Source organism: Shumkonia mesophila (assembly GCF_026163695.1).
Taxonomy (GTDB): domain Bacteria; phylum Pseudomonadota; class Alphaproteobacteria; order Rhodospirillales; family Shumkoniaceae; genus Shumkonia; species Shumkonia mesophila.
On sequence record NZ_JAOTID010000001.1, the window covers coordinates 206,164 to 225,575 of the forward strand.

Annotated in this window: 25 protein-coding genes; 10 read left to right on the plus strand and 15 right to left on the minus strand. The window is 64.7% G+C overall.

Translation table 11 applies throughout. The annotated features are described in order from the left end of the window. Positions 1-131: 131 nt before the first annotated feature. Entirely contained in the window at positions 132-1,007 is an 876-nt protein-coding gene (gene sucD, locus ODR01_RS00890) for a succinate--CoA ligase subunit alpha (RefSeq protein ID WP_316975704.1), read from the minus strand. Continuing rightward, positions 1,007-2,206 carry an ADP-forming succinate--CoA ligase subunit beta gene (gene sucC / locus ODR01_RS00895; RefSeq protein WP_316975705.1) on the minus strand — a complete coding sequence of 400 codons (1,200 nt, stop codon included), beginning with the start codon at positions 2,204-2,206 and terminating at the stop codon, positions 1,007-1,009. The genes sucD and sucC overlap by 1 nt, the downstream gene beginning before the upstream one ends. A gap of 340 nt (positions 2,207-2,546) precedes the next feature. On the opposite strand from sucC, the gene ODR01_RS00900 reads away from it, so the two are divergent. Together ODR01_RS00900 and ODR01_RS00905 are read left to right on the plus strand one after the other, a co-directional pair. Further along, complete coding sequence (locus ODR01_RS00900) at positions 2,547-3,752, plus strand: CaiB/BaiF CoA transferase family protein (protein WP_316975706.1); 1,206 nt, start codon at positions 2,547-2,549, stop codon at positions 3,750-3,752. Positions 3,753-4,019: 267 nt separating this feature from the next. Continuing rightward, positions 4,020-4,538 (plus strand): AAA family ATPase, encoded by a 519-nt coding sequence (locus ODR01_RS00905; RefSeq protein ID WP_316975707.1) that lies wholly within the window; start codon positions 4,020-4,022, stop codon positions 4,536-4,538. Between the two features lie 168 nt (positions 4,539-4,706). Here the strand turns inward: ODR01_RS00905 and ODR01_RS00910 are convergent, their stop codons facing one another. From ODR01_RS00910 to ffh, 10 genes are all read right to left on the minus strand, one after another. Then, positions 4,707-5,732: an aspartate-semialdehyde dehydrogenase gene (locus ODR01_RS00910; protein WP_316975708.1), complete on the minus strand. Its 1,026-nt coding sequence runs from the start codon at positions 5,730-5,732 to the stop codon at positions 4,707-4,709. A 133-nt stretch (positions 5,733-5,865) separates the two neighbouring features. Further along, positions 5,866-5,997 carry a hypothetical protein gene (locus ODR01_RS00915; RefSeq protein ID WP_316975709.1) on the minus strand — a complete coding sequence of 44 codons (132 nt, stop codon included), beginning with the start codon at positions 5,995-5,997 and terminating at the stop codon, positions 5,866-5,868. Between the two features lie 202 nt (positions 5,998-6,199). Next, on the minus strand, positions 6,200-7,312 hold the full coding sequence (gene leuB / locus ODR01_RS00920; RefSeq protein WP_316975710.1) for a 3-isopropylmalate dehydrogenase: 1,113 nt from the start codon (positions 7,310-7,312) through the stop codon (positions 6,200-6,202). Positions 7,313-7,358: 46 nt separating this feature from the next. Continuing rightward, positions 7,359-7,988: a 3-isopropylmalate dehydratase small subunit gene (gene leuD, locus ODR01_RS00925; RefSeq protein WP_316975711.1), complete on the minus strand. Its 630-nt coding sequence runs from the start codon at positions 7,986-7,988 to the stop codon at positions 7,359-7,361. 5 nt (positions 7,989-7,993) lie between these two features. Next, complete coding sequence (gene leuC / locus ODR01_RS00930) at positions 7,994-9,406, minus strand: 3-isopropylmalate dehydratase large subunit (RefSeq protein WP_316975712.1); 1,413 nt, start codon at positions 9,404-9,406, stop codon at positions 7,994-7,996. 66 nt (positions 9,407-9,472) lie between these two features. Beyond that, entirely contained in the window at positions 9,473-9,940 is a 468-nt protein-coding gene (gene rplS / locus ODR01_RS00935; RefSeq protein ID WP_316975713.1) for a 50S ribosomal protein L19, read from the minus strand. Between the two features lie 69 nt (positions 9,941-10,009). Beyond that, positions 10,010-10,723 (minus strand): tRNA (guanosine(37)-N1)-methyltransferase TrmD, encoded by a 714-nt coding sequence (gene trmD, locus ODR01_RS00940; protein WP_316975714.1) that lies wholly within the window; start codon positions 10,721-10,723, stop codon positions 10,010-10,012. A 14-nt stretch (positions 10,724-10,737) separates the two neighbouring features. Further along, on the minus strand, positions 10,738-11,286 hold the full coding sequence (rimM, locus tag ODR01_RS00945; RefSeq protein ID WP_316975715.1) for a ribosome maturation factor RimM: 549 nt from the start codon (positions 11,284-11,286) through the stop codon (positions 10,738-10,740). A gap of 25 nt (positions 11,287-11,311) precedes the next feature. Continuing rightward, on the minus strand, positions 11,312-11,734 hold the full coding sequence (gene rpsP, locus ODR01_RS00950; RefSeq protein WP_316975716.1) for a 30S ribosomal protein S16: 423 nt from the start codon (positions 11,732-11,734) through the stop codon (positions 11,312-11,314). Positions 11,735-11,987: 253 nt separating this feature from the next. Continuing rightward, positions 11,988-13,364, minus strand: a complete 1,377-nt coding sequence (gene ffh / locus ODR01_RS00955) for a signal recognition particle protein (protein WP_316975717.1) — start codon at positions 13,362-13,364, stop codon at positions 11,988-11,990. A gap of 289 nt (positions 13,365-13,653) precedes the next feature. On the opposite strand from ffh, the gene ODR01_RS00960 reads away from it, so the two are divergent. Then, on the plus strand, positions 13,654-14,013 hold the full coding sequence (locus tag ODR01_RS00960) for a PepSY domain-containing protein (RefSeq protein ID WP_316975718.1): 360 nt from the start codon (positions 13,654-13,656) through the stop codon (positions 14,011-14,013). Between the two features lie 76 nt (positions 14,014-14,089). On the opposite strand, the gene ODR01_RS00965 is transcribed toward ODR01_RS00960, so the two are convergent. Further along, a complete protein-coding gene (locus ODR01_RS00965; protein WP_316975719.1) occupies positions 14,090-14,596 on the minus strand; it encodes a hypothetical protein in 507 nt (168 codons plus the stop codon). A 316-nt stretch (positions 14,597-14,912) separates the two neighbouring features. Here ODR01_RS00965 and ODR01_RS00970 point away from each other — a divergent pair, with 316 nt between their 5' ends. From ODR01_RS00970 to ODR01_RS00995, 7 genes are all read left to right on the plus strand, one after another. Then, on the plus strand, positions 14,913-15,053 hold the full coding sequence (locus tag ODR01_RS00970; RefSeq protein WP_316975720.1) for a type II toxin-antitoxin system RelE/ParE family toxin: 141 nt from the start codon (positions 14,913-14,915) through the stop codon (positions 15,051-15,053). Beyond that, positions 15,025-15,342, plus strand: coding sequence for a HigA family addiction module antitoxin (locus ODR01_RS00975; RefSeq protein ID WP_316975721.1), 318 nt, complete (start codon positions 15,025-15,027; stop codon positions 15,340-15,342). The genes ODR01_RS00970 and ODR01_RS00975 overlap by 29 nt, the downstream gene beginning before the upstream one ends. A 23-nt stretch (positions 15,343-15,365) precedes the next feature. After that, complete coding sequence (locus tag ODR01_RS25355; RefSeq protein WP_449441443.1) at positions 15,366-15,611, plus strand: HVO_A0114 family putative DNA-binding protein; 246 nt, start codon at positions 15,366-15,368, stop codon at positions 15,609-15,611. Next, complete coding sequence (locus ODR01_RS00980; RefSeq protein WP_316975722.1) at positions 15,608-16,720, plus strand: acyltransferase; 1,113 nt, start codon at positions 15,608-15,610, stop codon at positions 16,718-16,720. The genes ODR01_RS25355 and ODR01_RS00980 overlap by 4 nt, the downstream gene beginning before the upstream one ends. An 11-nt stretch (positions 16,721-16,731) precedes the next feature. Beyond that, positions 16,732-17,175: a hypothetical protein gene (locus tag ODR01_RS00985; RefSeq protein WP_316975723.1), complete on the plus strand. Its 444-nt coding sequence runs from the start codon at positions 16,732-16,734 to the stop codon at positions 17,173-17,175. Then, a complete protein-coding gene (locus tag ODR01_RS00990) occupies positions 17,163-17,375 on the plus strand; it encodes an HVO_A0114 family putative DNA-binding protein (RefSeq protein ID WP_316975724.1) in 213 nt (70 codons plus the stop codon). Before ODR01_RS00985 ends, ODR01_RS00990 begins: the two co-directional genes overlap by 13 nt. Positions 17,376-17,472: 97 nt before the next feature. Then, positions 17,473-18,126 (plus strand): DUF2971 domain-containing protein, encoded by a 654-nt coding sequence (locus tag ODR01_RS00995; protein ID WP_316975725.1) that lies wholly within the window; start codon positions 17,473-17,475, stop codon positions 18,124-18,126. A 77-nt stretch (positions 18,127-18,203) separates the two neighbouring features. Here ODR01_RS00995 and ODR01_RS01000 read toward each other — a convergent pair whose 3' ends face one another. Together ODR01_RS01000 and ODR01_RS01005 are read right to left on the minus strand one after the other, a co-directional pair. Further along, positions 18,204-18,734, minus strand: a complete 531-nt coding sequence (locus tag ODR01_RS01000) for a hypothetical protein (RefSeq protein ID WP_316975726.1) — start codon at positions 18,732-18,734, stop codon at positions 18,204-18,206. A gap of 32 nt (positions 18,735-18,766) precedes the next feature. Then, positions 18,767-19,324, minus strand: coding sequence for a hypothetical protein (locus ODR01_RS01005; RefSeq protein WP_316975727.1), 558 nt, complete (start codon positions 19,322-19,324; stop codon positions 18,767-18,769). Between the last annotated feature and the right edge of the window lie 88 nt (positions 19,325-19,412).

Sequence of the window (19,412 nt, forward strand, 5' to 3'; positions counted from 1 at the left end):
CGCACTCGGTGCATCGGCCCCAAAGCCGGGCGGCCGTTTCGCCGCTCGATTCGCGGGACGGAGGCTCAAACGAACAGGGCGCGGCCCTGAGGCCGCGCCCTGTCGACTGGACGTCCGCGAAGAGGTACGGACTACTTCTTGAGAAGCTTCACCATGGTGCTGCCGATGGAGGCCGGCGTTTCGGCGACCGCGATGTTGGCGCTCTTCATCGCCTCGATCTTGTCGCCCGCCGTGCCCTTGCCGCCCGAGATGATGGCGCCGGCATGGCCCATGCGACGGCCGGGAGGGGCGGTGACGCCGGCGATGAAGCCGACCGTCGGCTTCTTCACCTTCGACTTCTTGAGGAAGTCGGCCGCGTCCTCCTCGGCGGAACCGCCGATCTCGCCGATCATGATGATCGCCTCGGTCTCGGGGTCGGCCAGGAACATCTCGAAGCAGTCGATGAAGTTGGTGCCGTTGACCGGATCGCCGCCCAGGCCGATGCAGGTGGTCTGGCCGAAACCGGCCGCCGTCGTCTGCGCCACCGCCTCGTAGGTCAGCGTGCCCGAACGCGACATGATGCCGATCTTGCCCTTGCGGTGGATGTGGCCGGGCATGATGCCGATCTTGCATTCGCCGGGCGTGATGATGCCGGGGCAGTTGGGGCCGATGAGCCGGGTTTTGGTCCCGCGCATGGCCCGCTTGACGCGCACCATGTCGAGCACCGGAATGCCCTCGGTGATGCACACCACCAGCGGCAGCTCGGCGTCGACCGCCTCCAGGATGGCGTCCGCCGCGAATGGCGGCGGCACGTAGATCACGGTGGCATTGGCGCCGGTGGTGGCGACCGCCTCGGCGACGGTGTTGAACACCGGCACGTCGAGGTGTTTCTGGCCGCCCTTGCCCGGGGTGACGCCGCCGACGACCTTGGTGCCGTAGGCGATCGCCTGCTCGGTGTGGAAGGTGCCCTCGCCGCCGGTGATGCCCTGGACGAGAAGCTTGGTCTTTGAGTTGACGAGTACGGACATCAGGCGGCCTCCTTCACCGCTTTGACAATCTTCGCGGCGGCATCGCCCAGGTCGTCCGCCGAAATGATCGGCAGCCCGGACTTGGCCAGGATCTGCTTGCCGGCCTCGACGTTGGTGCCCTCGAGGCGGACCACCAGCGGAACGTTGAGGCTGACCTCGCGGGCCGCGGCCACCACGCCTTCGGCGATCACGTCGCAACGCATGATGCCGCCGAAGATGTTGACCAGGATGCCCTCGACCTTGGGGTCGGACAGGATCAGCTTGAAGGCCGCGGTGACACGCTCCTTGGTGGCGCCGCCGCCGACATCGAGGAAGTTGGCCGGCGAACCGCCGTGCACCTTGATGATGTCCATGGTGGCCATGGCCAAGCCGGCCCCGTTCACCATGCAGCCGATGGAACCGTCGAGCGTGATGTAGTTGAGCGAGTGCTTGGCCGCCTCGCGCTCCGCCGGATCCTCCTCGGACTCGTCGCGCAGTTCCTGCACGTCCTTGTGGCGGAACAGGCCGTTGTCGTCGAAGTTCATCTTGGCATCGAGCGCGATGACCGCGCCCTCGCCGGTGACCACCAGCGGATTGATCTCGACCAGGCTGGCGTCGAGGCTGAGGAAGGCATTGTACATGCCCATCAGGAACTTGACGGCGGCGCCGACCTGCGCCCCTTCGAGTTTGAGCCCGAAGGCCACCTTGCGGCAGTGGAACGGCTGGATGCCGGTGGCCGGATCGACCGAGACCTTGACGATCTTCTCGGGCGTCTTGGCGGCCACCGTTTCGATGTCCATGCCGCCTTCGGTCGAGGCCATGATGGTGACGCAGGACTTGGCGCGATCGATCAGCATGCTGAGGTAGCATTCGCGGGCGATGTTGCAGCCCTCTTCGATATAGACCCGCTTGACCTCCTTACCGGCCGGACCGCTCTGGTGCGTGACCAGGGTCGAGCCCAGCATCTGGCCGGCGTTGGCCTTCACGTCCTCGATCGACTTGACGACGCGCACGCCGCCCGCCTTGCCCGCCTTCTCTTCCTTGAACTTGCCCTTGCCGCGGCCGCCCGCGTGGATCTGCGACTTGACGACCCACACCGGCCCGCCAAGGGTTTTGGCGACGCCCTCGGCCTCCTCGGCCGTGTAGGCAACGCCGCCGCGCGGCACCGTCACGCCGAACTTGGCAAGCAGCTGCTTCGCCTGATACTCGTGAATATTCATTGATCTACCCGAGCTTGTTGGAAACCGCTGTCGGGCGGGGAGGGACCGTCCCTGCCGCCCTTCGAAATGGAAAAGGAAACCTGCCGTCCCGGCGGCCACATGGCCCTGGGACCATGCGTTTCCCAAAGCACGTTAGGCGGACTCCCCCTCCCCTTCAACAGCGATTTCACGATGTGGAGGCTCCATCCGCCGCCGCGTCGCCACATGGTGAAAAATCTCTCGTGCTTTGGGGAACGCCCGCCGGCCGGAATTGACTCGCCGCCATACCGGCGGTAACGAGTGACACTTCCCATATCCCCAGGGACAGCCAAACAATTCTCCGCCAATCGGGAGGACTACAATGAGGAATTTCAAGCCCGACGCCAAAGGCCCCCTGAAGGGCCTTCGCATTCTCGACATGACCCGCGTGGTGGCGGGCAACGAACTCACCGTCCTGCTCGCCGATTTCGGCGCCGACGTCATCAAGATCGAAACCCCCGACAAGGGCGACGACCTGCGCGGATGGAAGACCCAGGGCGTCTCCACCCACTGGAAGGTCTATTCGCGCAACAAGCGCAGCCTGACGCTGAACCTGCGCGAAGAGAAGGCCAAGGAACTGTTCTCCAAGCTGGTCGCCACCGCCGACGGCCTGGTCGAGAACTTCCGCCCCGGCACCCTGGAAAAGATGGGCATGGCGCCGGCCGAACTGCACAAGATCAACCCCAAGCTGGTCATCGTGCGCATTTCCGGCTGGGGCCAGGACGGCATGTACAAGCACAAGCCCGGCTTCGGCACCCTGATCGAGGCGATGAGCGGTTTCGCCGCCTCCAACGGCTTCGAGGACCGGCCGCCGGTGCTGCCGGCGTTCGCCATGGCCGACATGATCGCCGGCCTGACCGGCGCCTCGGCGATCCTGGCCGCCATCCGCGAGGTCGAGGTCAACGGCGGCAAGGGCCAGGTCATCGACCTGCCGCTGTTCGATCCGCTGTTCTCCATCCAGGGCCCGCTGCCGGCCAACTACAAGGTCACCGGCAAGGTCCCGAAGCGCCTGGGCAGCCGCTTCACCATGGCCGCGCCGCGCAACGCCTACCAGGCCAAGGACGGCAAGTGGGTGGCCCTTTCCGCCTCGACCCAGGGCATGTGGGAGCAGTTCGCCAAGTCGATCGGCCAGGAAGCGCTGATCGAGGACGCCCGCTTCAAGACCAACTCCGACCGCCTGAAGAACGTCGATGAACTGGACGAGATCGTCAGCGCCTTCATGGGCAAGCACGATCGCGAATACATCCTCGACTTCTTCGACAAGGCCGGCATCACGGTGGGCCCCATCTGCGACATCGCCGACCTCATCGACCATCCCTACGTCAAGGACCGCGAGATCATCGTCGAGGTCCCGGACGAGGAACTGGGCACGCTGCCCATGCACAACATCACCGCCCGCCTGTCGGGCACCCCGGGCGAGTTCTTCCGCCCCGCCCCCAAGCTCGGCGAGCACAACGCCGAAATCCTGGGCGAGCTCGGCGTTGCCGCCGACGAGGTGAAGGCGCTGAAGGACAAGGGCGTCATCTGACGCTTGACCGACGCCTAAGCATTACGTCCTCGGGCCGGCCGCCTCCCAGCGGCCGGCCCGTTGCATTTGGGGTGCCGCAACGTCCCCCTCCCTCGTTTTCAGGCCACAGCCCTGAAGTTGGCGGCGGAGGGACAGGCCCAAGGCAGCAACTCTTCGATGTGGCTTTGGGATGCGGGTGATAACGTCGGTGCCACCCGGCCACTTGTGCCACGCCCGCGAACGGAGTTCACTCGATGCTCCTTTCCGATGCGGCAGCGGTGGTCCCCGATGGCGGTACTCATAGTCTTCTCCGGGCTTCCCGGAACCGGCAAATCGACGGTCGCCTTCCAACTGGCCGGGGAACTAGGCGCAGTCTGGCTGCGCATTGACACCATCGAGCAGGCGATGCGCGACAGTGGCGCCCTCTCCGGCTCGCTTGACGACGCAGGATACCGGGCCGCCCATGCTGTAGCGCACGACAACTTGCGCCTCGGCCGCACCGTTGTGGCCGACTGCGTGAACCCCTGGATGATCACCCGCGACGCGTGGCGCGACCTCGGCCGGCGGGCCGGTGCCGTCGTGCTGGAGGTCGAAATCGTCTGCTCCGACGCGACGGAACACCGCCGCCGGGTCGAGGGCCGGGTGCCCGACATTACCGGCCTCAGGCTGCCCGACTGGTCCGCAGTGATCGACCGCGACTACCACCCATGGGACCGCGCGCCCTTGCGACTGGACACCGCGAGGCTGAGCGTCGCGGAGTGCGTGGCGGCAATCCGGGTGCAGGGGGGCATCTTCCGACAGCAGTAGACTGTTCGCCTCGGAAGGCCCCGCCACAAGGGGAAGGAACGTTGTGACGCCGACTGGACCGCATCCTCATGGCTTCCTGCCCGAACAAAAAAAGCCGGGCGGTCGGAACCGCCCGGCGAGGCTGCATTTACGTCCGGAAATCTTGGGCGGCCGTTGCCGCCCTGGCATCTACTTCTTGAGGTAGGTCTTGATCAGTTCCTCGGCGATCTGCACGGTGTTGAGCGCGGCGCCCTTGCGCAGGTTGTCCGACACGCACCAGAAGCCGATGCCGTTCTTCACCGTCGGGTCCTTGCGGATGCGGCTGACGAAGGTCGCATCCTCGCCGGCGCATTCGACCGGGGTCGCGTAGCCCTCGTTGGCCCGCTTGTCGATCACCACGACGCCGGGCGCCTTGCGCAGGGCGGCACGCGCCTGCTCGTCGGTGATCGGCTTCTCGAACTCCACGTGCACCGCCTCGCCGTGACCGATGAAGGTGGGGATGCGCACGCAGGTGGCGAACACCTCGATACCGGCGTCGAGGATTTTCTTGGTCTCGACCACCATCTTCCATTCTTCCTTGGTCGACCCGTCGTCCATGAACATGTCGATATGGGGAATGGCGTTGAAGGCGATCTGCTTGGTGAACTTCTTCTGGTGCCGGCTGGCCGGCTCGTTGGCGTAGATGCCCTTGGTCTGGTTGAACAGCTCGTCCATGGCTTCCTTGCCGGCCCCCGACGTGGACTGGTAGGTGGCCACCACGACGCGCTTGATCTTGGCGATGTCGTGCAACGGCTTCAGCGCCACCACCATCTGGATGGTCGAGCAGTTGGGGTTGGCAATGATGCCGCGCTTCTTGTAGCCGGCGATGGCCTCCGGGTTGACTTCCGGCACCACCAGCGGAATGTCCGGCTCCATGCGGAAGTACGACGTGTTGTCGACCACCACGGCGCCGGCGGCGGCGGCCCGCGGCGAATGGGCGGCCGACACCTTGGCGCCCGGCGAGGACAGCACGATGTCGATGCCCTTGAAGTCGAACTTGGCGAGGTCCTGAACCTTCAGGATCTTCTTCTCGCCGAAGGACACCTCCTTGCCGACCGAGCGCTCGGACGCCAGGGCGACGACCTCGTCGGCCGGGAAGTTCCGTTCGTCCAGGATGGCAAGAATTTCGCGCCCGACGTTACCCGTGGCGCCCATGACGGCAACTCTGTAGCCCATTGTTGTTTTCTCCCGATTGGAGCGACCCCTCGCGGCCGCGTCTTGCTGTTGCATATGGCCCTCAACGAAAAGGCCCGCCAGGGACATCCTGCGGGCCTTTTTCGGTCATTCGTAAGAATGCGTCCGGCCCGCGCTACCCCACGGTTTTCGCTTTAGTGGTGGTGGTGGTCGTGCCGGTGACGGAAATGCGCGCGAACGCAGCCTTCGGGGCCATGCCGGCGCCGATTGCCTTGTGAGCGAACCCTGTGAACGAACGATCCATCATCGTCTTTCGAACTCCGTCGGCCGCCAGCATTATCCAGAAGCCCGGGCAAATGCAAGGGCAAGCTGCGTGGCGGCCGGTAAATTTCGCGGCGTGCCGGAATTTCGGGGACACCATACTAAATTCGGGCAGAAACCACGCAAGAGGCGAAGGCGTCCGAATTTAGTATGGTGTCCCCGAAATTAATGGTGTCCCCGAAATTAGGTCAGGCGGCCAGCTTGTCCAGTTCCTTGACGATCGATTCGCCCATCACCGTCGTCGACACGCGGGCCTTGCCCTTCTGCATGATGTCGGCGGTGCGAAGGCCGCCGTTGAGCACGTTCTTCACCGCCTGCTCGATAAGGTTGGCGTCTTCCGCCATGTCGAAGGAATAGCGCAGCATCATGGCGAACGACAGCAGGGTGGCCAGCGGATTGGCGATGCCCTTGCCGGCGATGTCGGGCGCACTGCCGTGCACCGGCTCGTACATGGCGCGCCGGCGGCCCTTGGCGTCGGCGGCGCCGAGCGAGGCCGAGGGCAGCATGCCCAAGGACCCGGTCGCCATCGAGGCCTCGTCGGACAGCACGTCGCCGAACAGGTTGTCGGTGACGATGACGTCGAACTGCTTGGGATTGCGCACCAGCTGCATGGCGCAGTTGTCGGCGTACATGTGGGTGAGCTGGACGTCCGGGAATTCGGCGTCGTGCAGCTTCTGCACCTCTTCGCGCCACAGAAGGCCGCTTTCCATGACGTTGGCCTTCTCGGCCGAGACCAGGCGGTTGGCGCGCTTGCGGGCCAGTTCGAAGGCGACGCGCGCCACGCGCTGGATCTCGGGCGTGGTGTAGACCTGGGTGTTGACGCCGCGCCGGGTGCCGTCGGGCAGCGTCTCGATGCCGCGCGGCTCGCCGAAGTAGACGCCGCCGGTGAGCTCGCGCACGATCATGATGTCGAGGCCCTTGATGACGTCGAGCTTCAAGGTCGAGGCCTCGGCCAGGGCGTCGAAGACCACCGCCGGGCGCAGGTTGGCGAACAGGTCCATGTCCTTGCGCAGGCGCAGAAGCCCGGCCTCCGGCCGCTTGTCGAACGGCACCTTGTCCCACTTCGGCCCGCCCACCGCGCCCAGCAGCACGGCGTCGGCTTTCATGGCGTCGGCCATGGTTTGGTCGGAAACGGCCTCGCCGCAAACGTCATAGGCGCAGCCGCCGACCAGCCCCTCGGCGATGTCGAAGGAAACGTGGCGGCGGCGGTCCATCCACTCGATGACACGGCGGACTTCGGCCATGACTTCGGGGCCGATCCCGTCGCCGGGCAGCATCAGCAGGGTCTTGGCGGAGGGCATGCTTCTTCTCGCTTTCTTGTTGTTTCCGTTGGGCGCCGCCGGCGGATCAAGCGGGTTGGGCGGCGGCGCGATGCACCCAGGGCTGGGTCATCTTCTGTTTTTCCTCGAAGGTCTCGATGGCCTCGGCTTTCTGGAGGGTGAGGCCGATGTCGTCCAGGCCCTCGAGCAGGCAATGCTTGCGGAAGGGGTCGATGTCGAACGTGACGCAGCCGCCGTCGGGGCCGCGGATTTCCTGCTTGGCGAGGTCCACCGTGAGGGTGGCATTGGCGCCGCGCTGGGCGTCGTCCATCAGCTTGTCCAGGTCTTCCTTGGAAACGGCGATGGGCAGGATGCCGTTCTTGAAGCAGTTGTTGTAGAAGATGTCGGCGAAGCTGGTGGAAATCACGCAGCGGATGCCGAAGTCCAAGAGCGCCCACGGCGCGTGCTCGCGCGACGACCCGCAGCCGAAGTTGTCGCCCGCCACCAGGATCTGGGCCTTGCGGTAGGCCGGCTTGTTGAGCACGAAGCCGGGCTTTTCCTTGCCGTCGTCGTCGAAGCGCATCTCGAAGAACAGGCTCTTGCCGAGCCCGGTGCGCTTGATGGTCTTGAGGAACTGCTTGGGGATGATCATGTCGGTGTCGACGTTGATCATGTCCAAGGGCGCCGCGACGCCGGTCAGCGTGGTGAACTTCTCCATGGCGATCACTCCCCCATCAGTTCGCGCACGTCGGTGAGATGGCCGGTGACGGCGGCGGCGGCGGCCATCGCCGGGCTGACCAGGTGGGTCCGCCCGCCGCGCCCCTGGCGCCCCTCGAAGTTGCGGTTCGAGGTCGAGGCGCAGCGCTCGCCGGGCATCAGCTTGTCGGCGTTCATGGCCAGGCACATGGAACAACCCGGCTCGCGCCACTCGAAGCCGGCCTCGAGGAAGACCTTGTCCAGGCCCTCGCTTTCGGCCTGTTCCTTGACCAGGCCCGAGCCGGGCACCACCAGGGCGCCGACATGGGCGGCCACTTTGCGGCCCTTGGCCACCGCGGCGGCGGCGCGCAGGTCTTCGATGCGGCCGTTGGTGCACGACCCGATGAACACCTTGTCGACCTTGACGTCCGCCATCGGCGTGCCGGGGGTAAGCCCGATGTAATCGAGCGCCCGCTGCATGGCGTTGCGCTTGCCCTCGTCGGCCACCTTGGCCGGATCGGGCACCCGGCCCGTGATCGCCACCACGTCCTGCGGGCTGGTGCCCCAGGTCACCTGCGGCGCGATGTCGGCGGCCTTGATGACGATTTCCTTGTCGTATTGGGCGCCGGGATCGGAGGCCAGGGTCTTCCAGTAGGCGACCGCGGCCTCCCACTGGGCGCCCTTGGGGGCCTGCGGCCTTCCCTTGAGGAAGGCGAAGGTGGTCTCGTCGGGAGCCACCAGGCCGGCCCGGGCGCCGCCCTCGATCGACATGTTGCACATGGTCATGCGCCCCTCCATCGAAAGGGCGCGCACGGCGGGGCCGGCGTATTCGATGACGTGCCCGGTGCCGCCCGCGGTGCCGATGGTGCCGATGATGGCGAGGATCAGGTCCTTGGCGGTGACGCCGAAGGGCAGTTCGCCCTCCACCGAGATGCGCATGTTCTTGGCCGGCTTCTGCAGCAGCGTCTGAGTGGCCAGCACGTGCTCGACCTCCGAGGTGCCGATGCCGAAGGCCAGGGCCCCGAAGGCGCCGTGCGTCGAGGTGTGCGAATCGCCGCACACCAGCGTGGCGCCGGGCAGCGTGAAGCCCTGCTCGGGGCCGATGATGTGCACGATCCCCTGGCGGGCGTCTTCCATCGCAAAATAGGGAATACCGAAGTCGGCGCAGTTCCGGGTCAGGGTCTCGACCTGGATGCGGCTTTCCTCGTCGGCGATGCCCTTGGCGCGATCGGTGGTCGGCACGTTGTGGTCGGCCACCGCCAGCGTCAGGGCCGGCTGGCGCACCTTGCGGCCGGCCACGCGCAGGCCCTCGAAGGCCTGGGGGCTGGTGACTTCGTGGACCAAGTGGCGGTCGATGTAGAGCACGCAGGTGCCGTCCTCCTGGACGTGCACCAGATGGCTATCCCAGATCTTGTCGAACAGCGTGCGCGGTCGGGCCATGACGAGGGCTCCTCCTGACGTCGGTCGCCCGCGGGGAGGCCCCCCGCGGGCCGATGGAACGAACGCCTACTCTTGGGCCTCGGCCTCGGCCTTCGGCGCCTTCTGGGCGGCGTGGGCGGCGGCCTTGGCCTCGGCCGCCTCCTGCTTGTCCTGGGCGGTCAGCTTGGCCGAGTAGCCGTCGGTCTTCTCGGCGATGCGGGCCCGCTTGCCGGTGCGGCCGCGCAGATAATAAAGCTTGGCCCGCCGGACGTCGCCGCGGCGCACCACCTCGATGCCGTCGATGGAGGGCGAGAACAGCGGGAAGACGCGCTCCACCCCTTCGCCGTACGAGATCTTGCGCACGGTGAACGACGAATTGAGGCCGCTGTTCCTGCGCCCGATGCACACGCCCTCGAAGGCCTGGACGCGCTCGCGCGTGCCCTCGACCACCTTGACGTTGACGCGAACCGTATCGCCCGGTGCGAATTCCGGCACGCCGCGCGCGTCCGTCGCCTTGGCGATCTGCTCCTGTTCCATTTGCTCGATGATGTTCATGGCTTCCGTCCTTTTCCAAATCCTCTGGCGCCGTCATGGCGCGAATTCAAAATCCCTGTCCGCCCGTCCCTAGGCGCGGCCGCCGGGGCCTTCGGTATAACGCGCCCACAAGTCGGGCCGGCGCTCCCGGGTGATCCGTTCGGCCTCGGCCAGGCGCCAGGCGCGGACCTTGGCGTGGTGGCCCGAAACCAGCACCTCCGGCACCGCGCGGTCCTGCCAGACCTGGGGCCGGGTGAAGTGCGGGTACTCCAGCAGCCCGCGCTCGAAACTCTCCTCCTCCAGCGACTCGGCCTTGCCGATGATCCCCGGAACGATCCTGACGCAGGCGTCGATCAAGGCGATCGCCGCCGGCTCGCCGCCCGACAGCACGAAGTCGCCGAGGCTGATCTCCTCGGCGCCGTGCGCGTCCAGCACCCGCTGGTCGACGCCCTCGAAGCGGCCGCACAGCACCAGCGCCCCGGGCCCCGCCGCCAAGGCGCGCACCCGCGCCTGATCGAGCGGACGGCCGCGCGGCGAAAGGAAGATCAACGGCAGGGCCGGATCCGTGCCTTTCGCCGCGGCGATGGCGGCGTCGACAACGTCGGGCCGCATGACCATCCCCGGGCCGCCGCCGAAGGGGGCGTCGTCCACGGTGCGGTGTTTATCGCTTGCAAAGCCGCGAATGTCCACCGTTTCCAGCGCCCAAATCCCCTTTTCGAGGGCCTGGCCGGCCAGCGATTGGCCGAGCGGCCCCGGGAACATCTCGGGGAAAATGGTCAGCACCCGCGCCGTCCATATGGGCATGTCGCCCTCTCCTGTCATGGCCCGGCCCCGTCCGTTTCCGCCGTCGTTTCCTCGGGCGGCACCACCACGATGCGTCCGCCCGCGATGTCCACTTCGGGCACCGCCTTTTTGGTGAAGGGCAGCATCACCGTGGCGCCGTCCGGCCGCTCGATCTCGATGAGCGCGCCGCCGCCGAAATCGTGGACCGCCTTCACCGCGCCCCACGCCGCCGGACCCACCCCGCCCACCGCCTCGACCCGAAGGCCGATGAGGTCGGCGTGGTAGAACTCGTCCTCCGCCGCCGCCGGCAGGGCGTCGCGGGCCACGTAAAGCCGCGTGCCCTTGAGCGCCTCGGCGGCCGTGCGGTCGGCGACCCCCTCGACGCGGGCGATGACGGCATCCTTGGCCGGCCCGGTCACGGCGAGCCTGAGCGTGCGCGTCCCCGCCTCGTCGGAAAGCGGGCCGTAGGCGCCGACGTCCTCGGGCCGGGCGGTGAAGCTTTTCACCCGCACCTCGCCCTTGAGCCCGCGCGCCCCGGCGATGACGCCGACGCACACCCTAGCCTCTGGCCGGTTGGCCGCCACGGCCGTCTCCCGCGAAGCCGGAGGGTCAGCCGGCCGCCGGCTCGTCCGCCGGCTCGTCCGCCGGAGCCGGAGCCGCCGACGCCGCCGCCGCTTCCTCGGCCGCCTTGGCCGCCGCCTCGGCCTCGGCCTTCAGGCGCTCCTGCGCCTTGGCCTTCGGCTGGTTCTTCTTGGTCTGCTTGTCGGGCACGGTCGGGGCCGCCATCAGGCCGGCATTGGCGCAGAAGTGGGCGACACGGTCGCTGGGCAGCGCCCCCACCGACAGCCAATGCTTGGCCCGCTCGACGTCGAGCGTGACGCGCTCCGGGTGGTCCTTGGCGACCATCGGGTTGTAGCTGCCGATGCGCTCGATGAAGCGGCCGTCGCGCGGGCTGCGCGAGTCGGCGACGACGATACGATAGTAGGGGCGCTTCTTGGCGCCGGCCCGGGACAGACGGATCTTGAGGGACATGGTGAACGTGATTCCTTCTACTGGTGAAGAGCGATAACGGTTGTCTCAAAACGATACGATAACGAAACAAAACTGGACTTCGATTTCCTCTCCGCCCCTGGGGGCGGAGAGGATCAAGGTGAGGTGGGGGACTTCACGGCGGGGCCGGTCCCCACCTCACCCGTGCGCTTCGCGCCCACCCTCTCCGCCCCGCCGGCGGAGAGGGTTGATTGGTCGCGTCGGCAAAATTCTCATGGGCGACTATTCATCTCCTTCAACGCCCGGGAAAGCCCGGGGGCATCATGCCGGGCGGCAGGCCGCCGCCGCGCAGGAAGCCCTTCTTGCCGAGCTTGCCCATCTTTTTCATCATGGTGCTCATCTGCAGGTGCTGCTTGAGCAGGCGGTTGACCTCCTGCACCGTGGTGCCCGCCCCGGCGGCGATGCGCCGGCGGCGCGAGCCGTTGAGCAGCTTGGGATTGCGCCGCTCCTTGGGCGTCATCGACTGGATGATCGCCTGCTGGCGGGCCAGCATCCTGTCGTCCACATTGGCGCCGGCCATCTGCTTCTTGAGCTTGCCGACGCCGGGCAGCATGCCGAGGATGCCCTGCATGTCGCCCATCTTGCGAAGCTGGCCCAGCTGCTCGCCCAGATCCTCGAGGGTGAATTCCCCCTTCATCATCTTGGCGGCGGCCTTCTCGGCCGCGGCCTGATCCATGGCCTCGCCGGCCTTCTCGACCAGGCCCACCACGTCGCCCATGCCGAGGATGCGTCCCGCGATGCGCCGGGCATCGAAGGCTTCCAGCGCGTCCAGCTTCTCGCCGACGCCCATCAGCTTGATCGGCTGGCCGGTGACGGCGCGCATGGAAAGGGCGGCGCCGCCGCGCGCGTCGCCGTCGACGCGGGTCAGCACCAGGCCGGTGATGCCGACCTTTTGGTGGAACTCGCGGGCCAGGTTGACGGCGTCCTGCCCGGTCAGCGCGTCGGCCACCAGCAGGGTCTCGGTGGGGCGCGCGATGTCGCGCACCATCTGCACCTCGGCCATCAGGGCCTCGTCGATGTGCAGGCGGCCGGCGGTATCCAGCACGACGACGTCGTAGCCTTCGCGCCTGCCGGTTTCCATGGCCCGCCGCGTGATGGCCAGCGGCTGTTCGCCCAGCACGGCTTGCAGCACCGGCACTTGGGCCTGCTCGCCCAAGACCTTCAACTGCTGCTGGGCGGCCGGGCGATAGACGTCGAGGGATGCCATCAGCACCCGCTTCTTGTCGCGCTTGGCCAGCCGCATGGCGAGTTTCGCCGACGTGGTGGTCTTGCCGGAACCCTGCAGGCCGACCATCAGGATGGCGACCGGGGGAATGCCGGCGACGTTGATTTCGGCCGGAACGTCGCCGCCGCCCAGCATGGCGATCAGGTGGTCGTGGACGATCTTCACCACCATCTGGCCGGGGGTGACGCTGCGCAGCACCTCCTGGCCGATGGCGCGCGCGCGCACGCCCTCGATGAAGTCCTTGACCACGGGCAACGCCACGTCGGCCTCGAGCAGGGCGACGCGGATCTCGCGCAGCGCGGCGCCGACGTCCTCTTCCGACAGCGCGCCGCGCTTCTTCAGCCGCTCGAAGACGTCGCCCAGTTTCTCGCTTAAGGACTCGAACATCGATCTTCCGCCGGACAAATCAAAAACGCCAGTGCGCGAAAACTCGCGGACTGGCGGCGCCCCTCGGGGCGTCTTAAACGACGGGGCGGACATTACGGGCGCAAGGGGGCGGAGTCAAGGAATCACGATGGCGTGAACATCCGGCCCCCGGCCGGAACCCCTGCCCGCCGCCGGCGTTACGGATGCTCATGCGGAAGATGGCCGGGACCAGAGGACGCGATGCCATGCGGCGTCCGGCGGGTCCGCCATCGCCCGATCCCTCGAAAACAGCCACGGAAGGTGAAAAGCCATGACCTATGTGAAAATGACATCGATCGCCGCCGCCCTGCTGCTGGGCGCCTCGTCTCTGGCCTTCGCCCAGGACGCCGGCTCCGGTTCCGGCTCCGATTCCTCGCCGTCCACCGAGACCGGCGCCTCGCCGAGCCAGGGCCAGCCCGGCGGGCCGACCGGTTCCGAGATGCAGGGCTCGGAGTCGGCCCAGTTGAGCGAGGCCACCGTCAAGTCGAAGCTCGAATCCGAGGGCTACTCCAACGTGACGGGCGTCATGCGCTCGGGCGAGAAATACGAAGCCACGGCCCAGAAGGACGGCAAGCCGGTGAAGCTTTTCATCGACGCCACCACCGGCATCGTCTCCGAAAGCGAGGGCTGAGCCCCGCAACCGAAGACGTATCGGTCCGCCGCCGGGTGGACGCGCTACAGGCGCCCCATGCCGGCGGCGGATTTCATCAAGACGGCTCCGGCCCGACGACCAGGGATATCACCAGCACAAACAGGCTTATACAGCCGAGACACGCCCGCGCAATGTGGGAATATTCCCAACGGTCGCGCAGGTCCGTCCATGCCGGCGGCGGACCTCCCCGCTTCGAAGCGATGGCGAAAAAACGCGCGCCGGACGTGCTTACCGGCTGTCCTTCCATCCAGTACATGTTCACGGGGTGGGTGACGAGCCAATAGACCGTGTGCATGGCGATCATGCCGATGAAAGCGATCAACACCACCCAGAAGGCCGCATTTGCCGTCGGCGTCAGGAACAGAAGAAGAGCCGTCAGCGGGATGGCGGCGATTTCGGCGATGCCGCCGATGGTGAACCCCGGGTAGTAGATTCTCTGTACGGCCCGATAGGTTTGCTCGTCGAGCCGCTTCTTGCCGGGAAATTCCAGGGCGTGGGCGACCGACAGCGCCGTGGGCAGTGCCACCACCATCACGGCCACGACTTGCAACAGATCGAGCATCGGAAAAAAACCCTCCGATTTCGGATACGCATATTTGCGGAGGCGCTATTGTTCCGGAAACGGCATTCGGCGCGCGAGGTTCCACGCCGTAATTCCGGCGAGTTTTTTTGGGGGTGCCGGCTACGGTCCGTAGCCCAGCCTTGACTTTTGTCTTATACATCATCCGTACAGCGTACTACCATGTACGGATGATCAAAACACTTGCCGACCGCCGGGCCGCCGACCTCTACGCTGGGAAGCGCGTCAAGCGGTTTGCAGCCTTCAGGCGGGGACCGAGCGGCGGCTCAAGGCCGCGACCATCTGCGAGTTGATGGGGATGCCGTCAAACGGCTTTGAAGCCCTCGGGGGCGATCGCAAGGGCCAGTTCAGCATCAGGATCAACCAACAATGGTGGATATTCTTCCGCTTCGAAAATGGAGATGCTTACGATGTCGAAATCGTCAACCATCATCGCTGAAAACAAACTGCCGCCGATCCATCCGGGAGAGCACCTAAGAGACGAGATGGAGGTCCTGAAGCTTTCGGGCAATCAGTTTGCCCAGGCGCTGGGAGTGCCGACAAACCGGCTTACCGAGATCGTCGCTGGACGACGCGGGATTACCGCCGATACCGCCTTGCGGCTTGGCCGGTATTTCGGGAACGGCGGCGCCATCTGGATGCGACTGCAGGTCGCCTATGACCTCAGGGTTGCCGAGATCGAGAAGGGTGAGGAAATTACCCGTACCGTTCGGCCGCGCGCCGCATGAGGGTGGCTGCCGCCAGCCGGGCCATGGAATCATTTCGCCGGATCGGGCGCCTGGCCCGCGTGCTCATCGCCAAGCGTCTCGAACTGCCGTGCCACGTCCGCCGGCACAAAGTGACAAGCGTGCACGCCCTGGCCAAGGCGCTGGGCCGCGACTACAGCAATGGAGAATCCGGACTTTGTCGTTCAGTTTCAATTGATTGGCTCAAGCACGCAAAACCGGACTCTCCTCATTTTGCTGCAGTCGGCCTGAACCGCCGGACGCGGCCATGACCGCCGCCCGTCCCACACTCCATTTCATCGAGTGGTTGCGGATCGGCCTCGTCTCGCTGGTCGTCGCCCACCACGGCGCCCAGGCCTACGGGCCGACTGGGGGTGCCTGGCCGGTCTTCGAGGCGGAGCGCAGCCAATGGCTCGATCCCTTCTTCGCGGTCAACGCCGGCTTCTTCATGGGGCTCTTCTTCCTGATTTCCGGCTATTTCGTCCCCGCCTCGCTGGCCCGCAAGGGCGCCCGCCGCTTCGCCGCCGACCGCCTGGTCCGCCTCGGCCCGCCGCTCGTCATCATGGGCTTCCTCGTCTTTCCCTTCATCGGCTATGCCGGAACGGACGGCGGGCAGGGCTTCCTCGCCTACTACGCCGAGGTCTACATCGGTCAGTGGCGGGTCACTTACGGCCCTCTGTGGTTCGTCTTCCATCTGCTGGTCTACGGCCTCGCCTTCGCCAGCCTTGCCGTCGCCTTTCCTCGCCTCGCCGCCGAAGGCTTGGCGCCACCGACCGGCCATCGGGGGCTGATCGGCCTCGCAGTCGTCATCGCCGTCGCCGGCGGGCTGGTCCGCCTGGAGTTCCCGCAGGACCGCTGGGTCAACTTCCTGGGTGTCATGCCCATGGAGCCCGCCCATCTGCCGCAATACCTGGCCCTTTTCGTCGCCGGCACGGTGGCCGGCCGCCACCGCTGGTTCGAGACGATACCGGCCGCCGTCGGCCGGGTGTGGCTCGGGGTCGGGCTCGCCGCAGCCGTCTTCTGGTATGCGCTCCGGTACTTCGACGAGTTCGCTGGTTTCCGGCTCCTCGACGCCGCCACCGTGCGGGACCTGTTCCCGGTATGGGAGGCGACCCTCGCCGTCGGCCTGGCGGTCGGGCTGGTCGTTCATTTCCGCGAGCGCTGGAACCGCCCGCACCCCTGGCTCGGCCCCCTGGCCGGCGCCGCCTACGGCGTCTTCATCCTGCACGTCTTCGTGGTGGTCGGCCTCAACCTCGTCTTCCTCGGCGTCCCGCTGCCGCCCTTCGCCAAGTTCCTGGCGGTCACCGGGCTGGCCCTCGTCCTTTGCTTCGCCGCCGTCATTCTCCTCAGGCGGCTGCCCGGCGTCGCCCGGGTGCTGTGAGAGGAGGGGCCATGCCCATGAAGGCCCTCGCCGCCGCCATCGGCCGCCACGGCTTCCTGCTGCGCGGCGGCTTTCATCCTCTCCCGGCCGATGGCGTCCCAGGCGATCCGGGCACGCTGGTGATGATCGGCAACGCCGGGCCCGCGATGTGGGAGGCCTTCCGGGCGGCCTGTCCCGAGCCCTTCACGCCAAACCCGCTCGATGCATGGACGCGCGAGGTGCTGGGCGGGATCGCCCGCGATCTCGGGGCCACCCCCCTCTTCTCCTTTGACGGGCCGCCGTACCTGCCGTTTCAGCGGTGGGCGATGCGGGGCGACGCCGTGTTCCCCTCGCCCATCGGGCCCTTGATCCATCCCACCTATGGCCTGTGGCACGCCTATCGCGCCGCCCTGCTGTTCGCCGGGCGCATTCCCCTGCCCGCCCCGGCCGCCGCCGCCAGCCCGTGCGCGTGCTGACCGGCAAGCGCCTCGAACTGCTGCGCCACGTCCGCCGGCACAGGACCGCCAGCGTGCGCGCCCTGGCCAAGGCGCTGGGCCGCGACGATAGCAACGTCCACGCCGACGTCCAGGCCCTGATGGCCGCCGGCCTGATCGAGGCCGCCGACGGCGGCCTGCGCGCCGACTACGACGCTATCGAGACGCGGATTGCGGTGTAAGAGGCGAGTTTGCGCTTAAGCCAGCGACCGCATTGGGCTTAATTGCGGTGACGGCGCACTCAATTAGCTAAATGGTTCGGGGGGAGTGTGCAACATTATGCGCGTCTACCATTTTCTCAATGCAGAACATGGTCTTGATGCTCTGCGGAATTGCCATCTGAAAATAGCCCGGTTCGGCGAGCTTAATGATCCGTTCGAGCTATTGGGCGTTGATCTTTCCGACAAGGACATACGCCAAGCGTTTAAGAAAATTAAAATTGCACTGGCGGAATATCGAGGCTTGCTTTGCTTCAGTCGACGCTGGAGAAATCCATTACTATGGAGTCACTATGCAGACAGGCACAAAGGGCTTTGTTTAGGTTTCGATATCCCCGATGAGCTGGCAATACGTGTGACTTATACTGCCAGAAGGCTTATGCCAACCGATCTATTTTTCCCGGACAACGCCGTTAGAGAGGGAGCAATCGCGAAAATCCTCGCTACGAAATTCAGTCACTGGCGATATGAAGACGAGGTGCGGCTGTTTGTCAGCCTGGAAGACAGAGATCCGCAAAATGGGCATTATTTTTATGACTTTTCCGAGGATCTGAAGCTTGCCCAGGTCATCGTAGGCCCTCAATCCAGCATTTCCCGTTACGATCTCGAAGGGGTTCTTGGAAACGAAAACGCTCATGTAGAACGGCTCAAGGCTCGACCGGCCTTTAAGACGTTCAGGGTTGTAATGAACAGGGAAGAGTCTTTGTGGACGTAGGTTGTGTAGGAATCATGATTCCGTTGGCTGGGCTCACAACCACCACAAATTAGCGTGCTGTTTCCGTAGTTTCTGAATTACACCGGCCAATATGGAAGACACACAACAAGTTTTGCAAGAAAATTATACAATAATAAAATAGAAGCATACAAACCAGATAGTAAAGATGGAACAAAGAAAAACGGCCATATTATAATTATAGATAAACTTGCTCGTTTAATATCGCGCTGAAATATATCAACTTTATTTCCATATTCTTGTGAATGAGCTATAGCCTCGCTGACAGTTTTGAAATTTATATTAAATCTAACATTGTTATTAAATTTAACTGTAACATATGTTATAAACAGCATATCAACTACAACAAAAAGAACAAATAACAGTATAGAAATTCCCATTGCTATAGCAACATGTGTTGAAACCTTTTCCGGAATACTATCTTTTGTAAATCCCCATATAGCAAAAAAACTCGCGTACCCAACTGTTACAACCGCATTTATATACGATCTAGATTTATCAAATATGATTACAGTTTGATCATCAACGATGCGCTGAATTCGAACGTAATCGTCGACAACACTTTTTAATATCGCATCAATTTCAGGCATTTATTTGCCCACCATACCACCGTAACATACAATTAGCGGGTCGATATGGCCGGTTGCGGACTTAAATCCACCGGCGCCATATCCAATTTTTGGATCAGCCTCACCATCGGCGGCCCCAATCTCGCACCCGCCATCTTAGCAAGCTGCAGCGTACGAAGTAGCGGATAGGTTTCCGGCACGGCATTTTTCCATGTGGAGGCCGGAATGCCAGAGGCAATTTCGGCTGTAAGCTCCTGGCATGTTATCAACCGTCCTTTACCGAGAAGTCGATGTTTCTCAGCCGCAGACGCATAACCATGCACGACGACTTGGTCCAACTCTGCTGGCAATTCTATGCCTGAAAAGAGATCGCGGACGTACCTGCGGCCAATGGCGAACTTCCGGCTGAATCTGTCTTCTCTAACCACCCATGTGTCGGCGTCGATTGAGCACTCGACGTGGAGAAGATGTCGGTGCGCCGGATGGAAACCGACTACATCCAGTTCACCGTCCCATCCCCCATTGGCCCTTCTACCTACTTTCACGGCCGTACGAACGAAATAGCCGTTGTATCCAAGCCATTCGGCAGTGAGTGTTTCCAGATGGTTCATGGCACATATTATTTCTCGTATTTATTGTCTGGGCTAGCGACTTTCGTGACGCCCCGCCAGGGCACATCCTCTGCTGCCCCGTTCCAAT

Bases quoted from the DNA above. Each gene is read 5' to 3' on its own strand.
- ODR01_RS00985 (WP_316975723.1), top strand. From the start codon at position 16,732: ATGCCCATGAAGGCCCTCGCCGCCGCCATCGGCCGCCACGGCTTCCTG.
- ODR01_RS01000 (WP_316975726.1), bottom strand. From the start codon at position 18,734: ATGCCTGAAATTGATGCGATATTAAAAAGTGTTGTCGACGATTACGTT.
- leuC (WP_316975712.1), bottom strand. From the start codon at position 9,406: ATGGCCCGACCGCGCACGCTGTTCGACAAGATCTGGGATAGCCATCTG.
- rpsP (WP_316975716.1), bottom strand. From the start codon at position 11,734: ATGTCCCTCAAGATCCGTCTGTCCCGGGCCGGCGCCAAGAAGCGCCCC.
- leuB (WP_316975710.1), bottom strand. From the start codon at position 7,312: ATGCCCTCCGCCAAGACCCTGCTGATGCTGCCCGGCGACGGGATCGGC.
- ODR01_RS25355 (WP_449441443.1), top strand. From the start codon at position 15,366: ATGGAATCATTTCGCCGGATCGGGCGCCTGGCCCGCGTGCTCATCGCC.
- ffh (WP_316975717.1), bottom strand. From the start codon at position 13,364: ATGTTCGAGTCCTTAAGCGAGAAACTGGGCGACGTCTTCGAGCGGCTG.
- sucD (WP_316975704.1), bottom strand. From the start codon at position 1,007: ATGTCCGTACTCGTCAACTCAAAGACCAAGCTTCTCGTCCAGGGCATC.
- trmD (WP_316975714.1), bottom strand. From the start codon at position 10,723: ATGCCCATATGGACGGCGCGGGTGCTGACCATTTTCCCCGAGATGTTC.
- ODR01_RS00910 (WP_316975708.1), bottom strand. From the start codon at position 5,732: ATGGGCTACAGAGTTGCCGTCATGGGCGCCACGGGTAACGTCGGGCGC.
- ODR01_RS00915 (WP_316975709.1), bottom strand. From the start codon at position 5,997: ATGATGGATCGTTCGTTCACAGGGTTCGCTCACAAGGCAATCGGCGCC.
- ODR01_RS00980 (WP_316975722.1), top strand. From the start codon at position 15,608: ATGACCGCCGCCCGTCCCACACTCCATTTCATCGAGTGGTTGCGGATC.
- ODR01_RS00905 (WP_316975707.1), top strand. From the start codon at position 4,020: ATGGCGGTACTCATAGTCTTCTCCGGGCTTCCCGGAACCGGCAAATCG.
- rplS (WP_316975713.1), bottom strand. From the start codon at position 9,940: ATGAACATCATCGAGCAAATGGAACAGGAGCAGATCGCCAAGGCGACG.
- ODR01_RS00995 (WP_316975725.1), top strand. From the start codon at position 17,473: ATGCGCGTCTACCATTTTCTCAATGCAGAACATGGTCTTGATGCTCTG.
- ODR01_RS00965 (WP_316975719.1), bottom strand. From the start codon at position 14,596: ATGCTCGATCTGTTGCAAGTCGTGGCCGTGATGGTGGTGGCACTGCCC.
- sucC (WP_316975705.1), bottom strand. From the start codon at position 2,206: ATGAATATTCACGAGTATCAGGCGAAGCAGCTGCTTGCCAAGTTCGGC.
- leuD (WP_316975711.1), bottom strand. From the start codon at position 7,988: ATGGAGAAGTTCACCACGCTGACCGGCGTCGCGGCGCCCTTGGACATG.
- ODR01_RS00975 (WP_316975721.1), top strand. From the start codon at position 15,025: ATGTCGAAATCGTCAACCATCATCGCTGAAAACAAACTGCCGCCGATC.
- ODR01_RS00970 (WP_316975720.1), top strand. From the start codon at position 14,913: ATGCCGTCAAACGGCTTTGAAGCCCTCGGGGGCGATCGCAAGGGCCAG.
- ODR01_RS00960 (WP_316975718.1), top strand. From the start codon at position 13,654: ATGACCTATGTGAAAATGACATCGATCGCCGCCGCCCTGCTGCTGGGC.
- ODR01_RS01005 (WP_316975727.1), bottom strand. From the start codon at position 19,324: ATGAACCATCTGGAAACACTCACTGCCGAATGGCTTGGATACAACGGC.
- ODR01_RS00900 (WP_316975706.1), top strand. From the start codon at position 2,547: ATGAGGAATTTCAAGCCCGACGCCAAAGGCCCCCTGAAGGGCCTTCGC.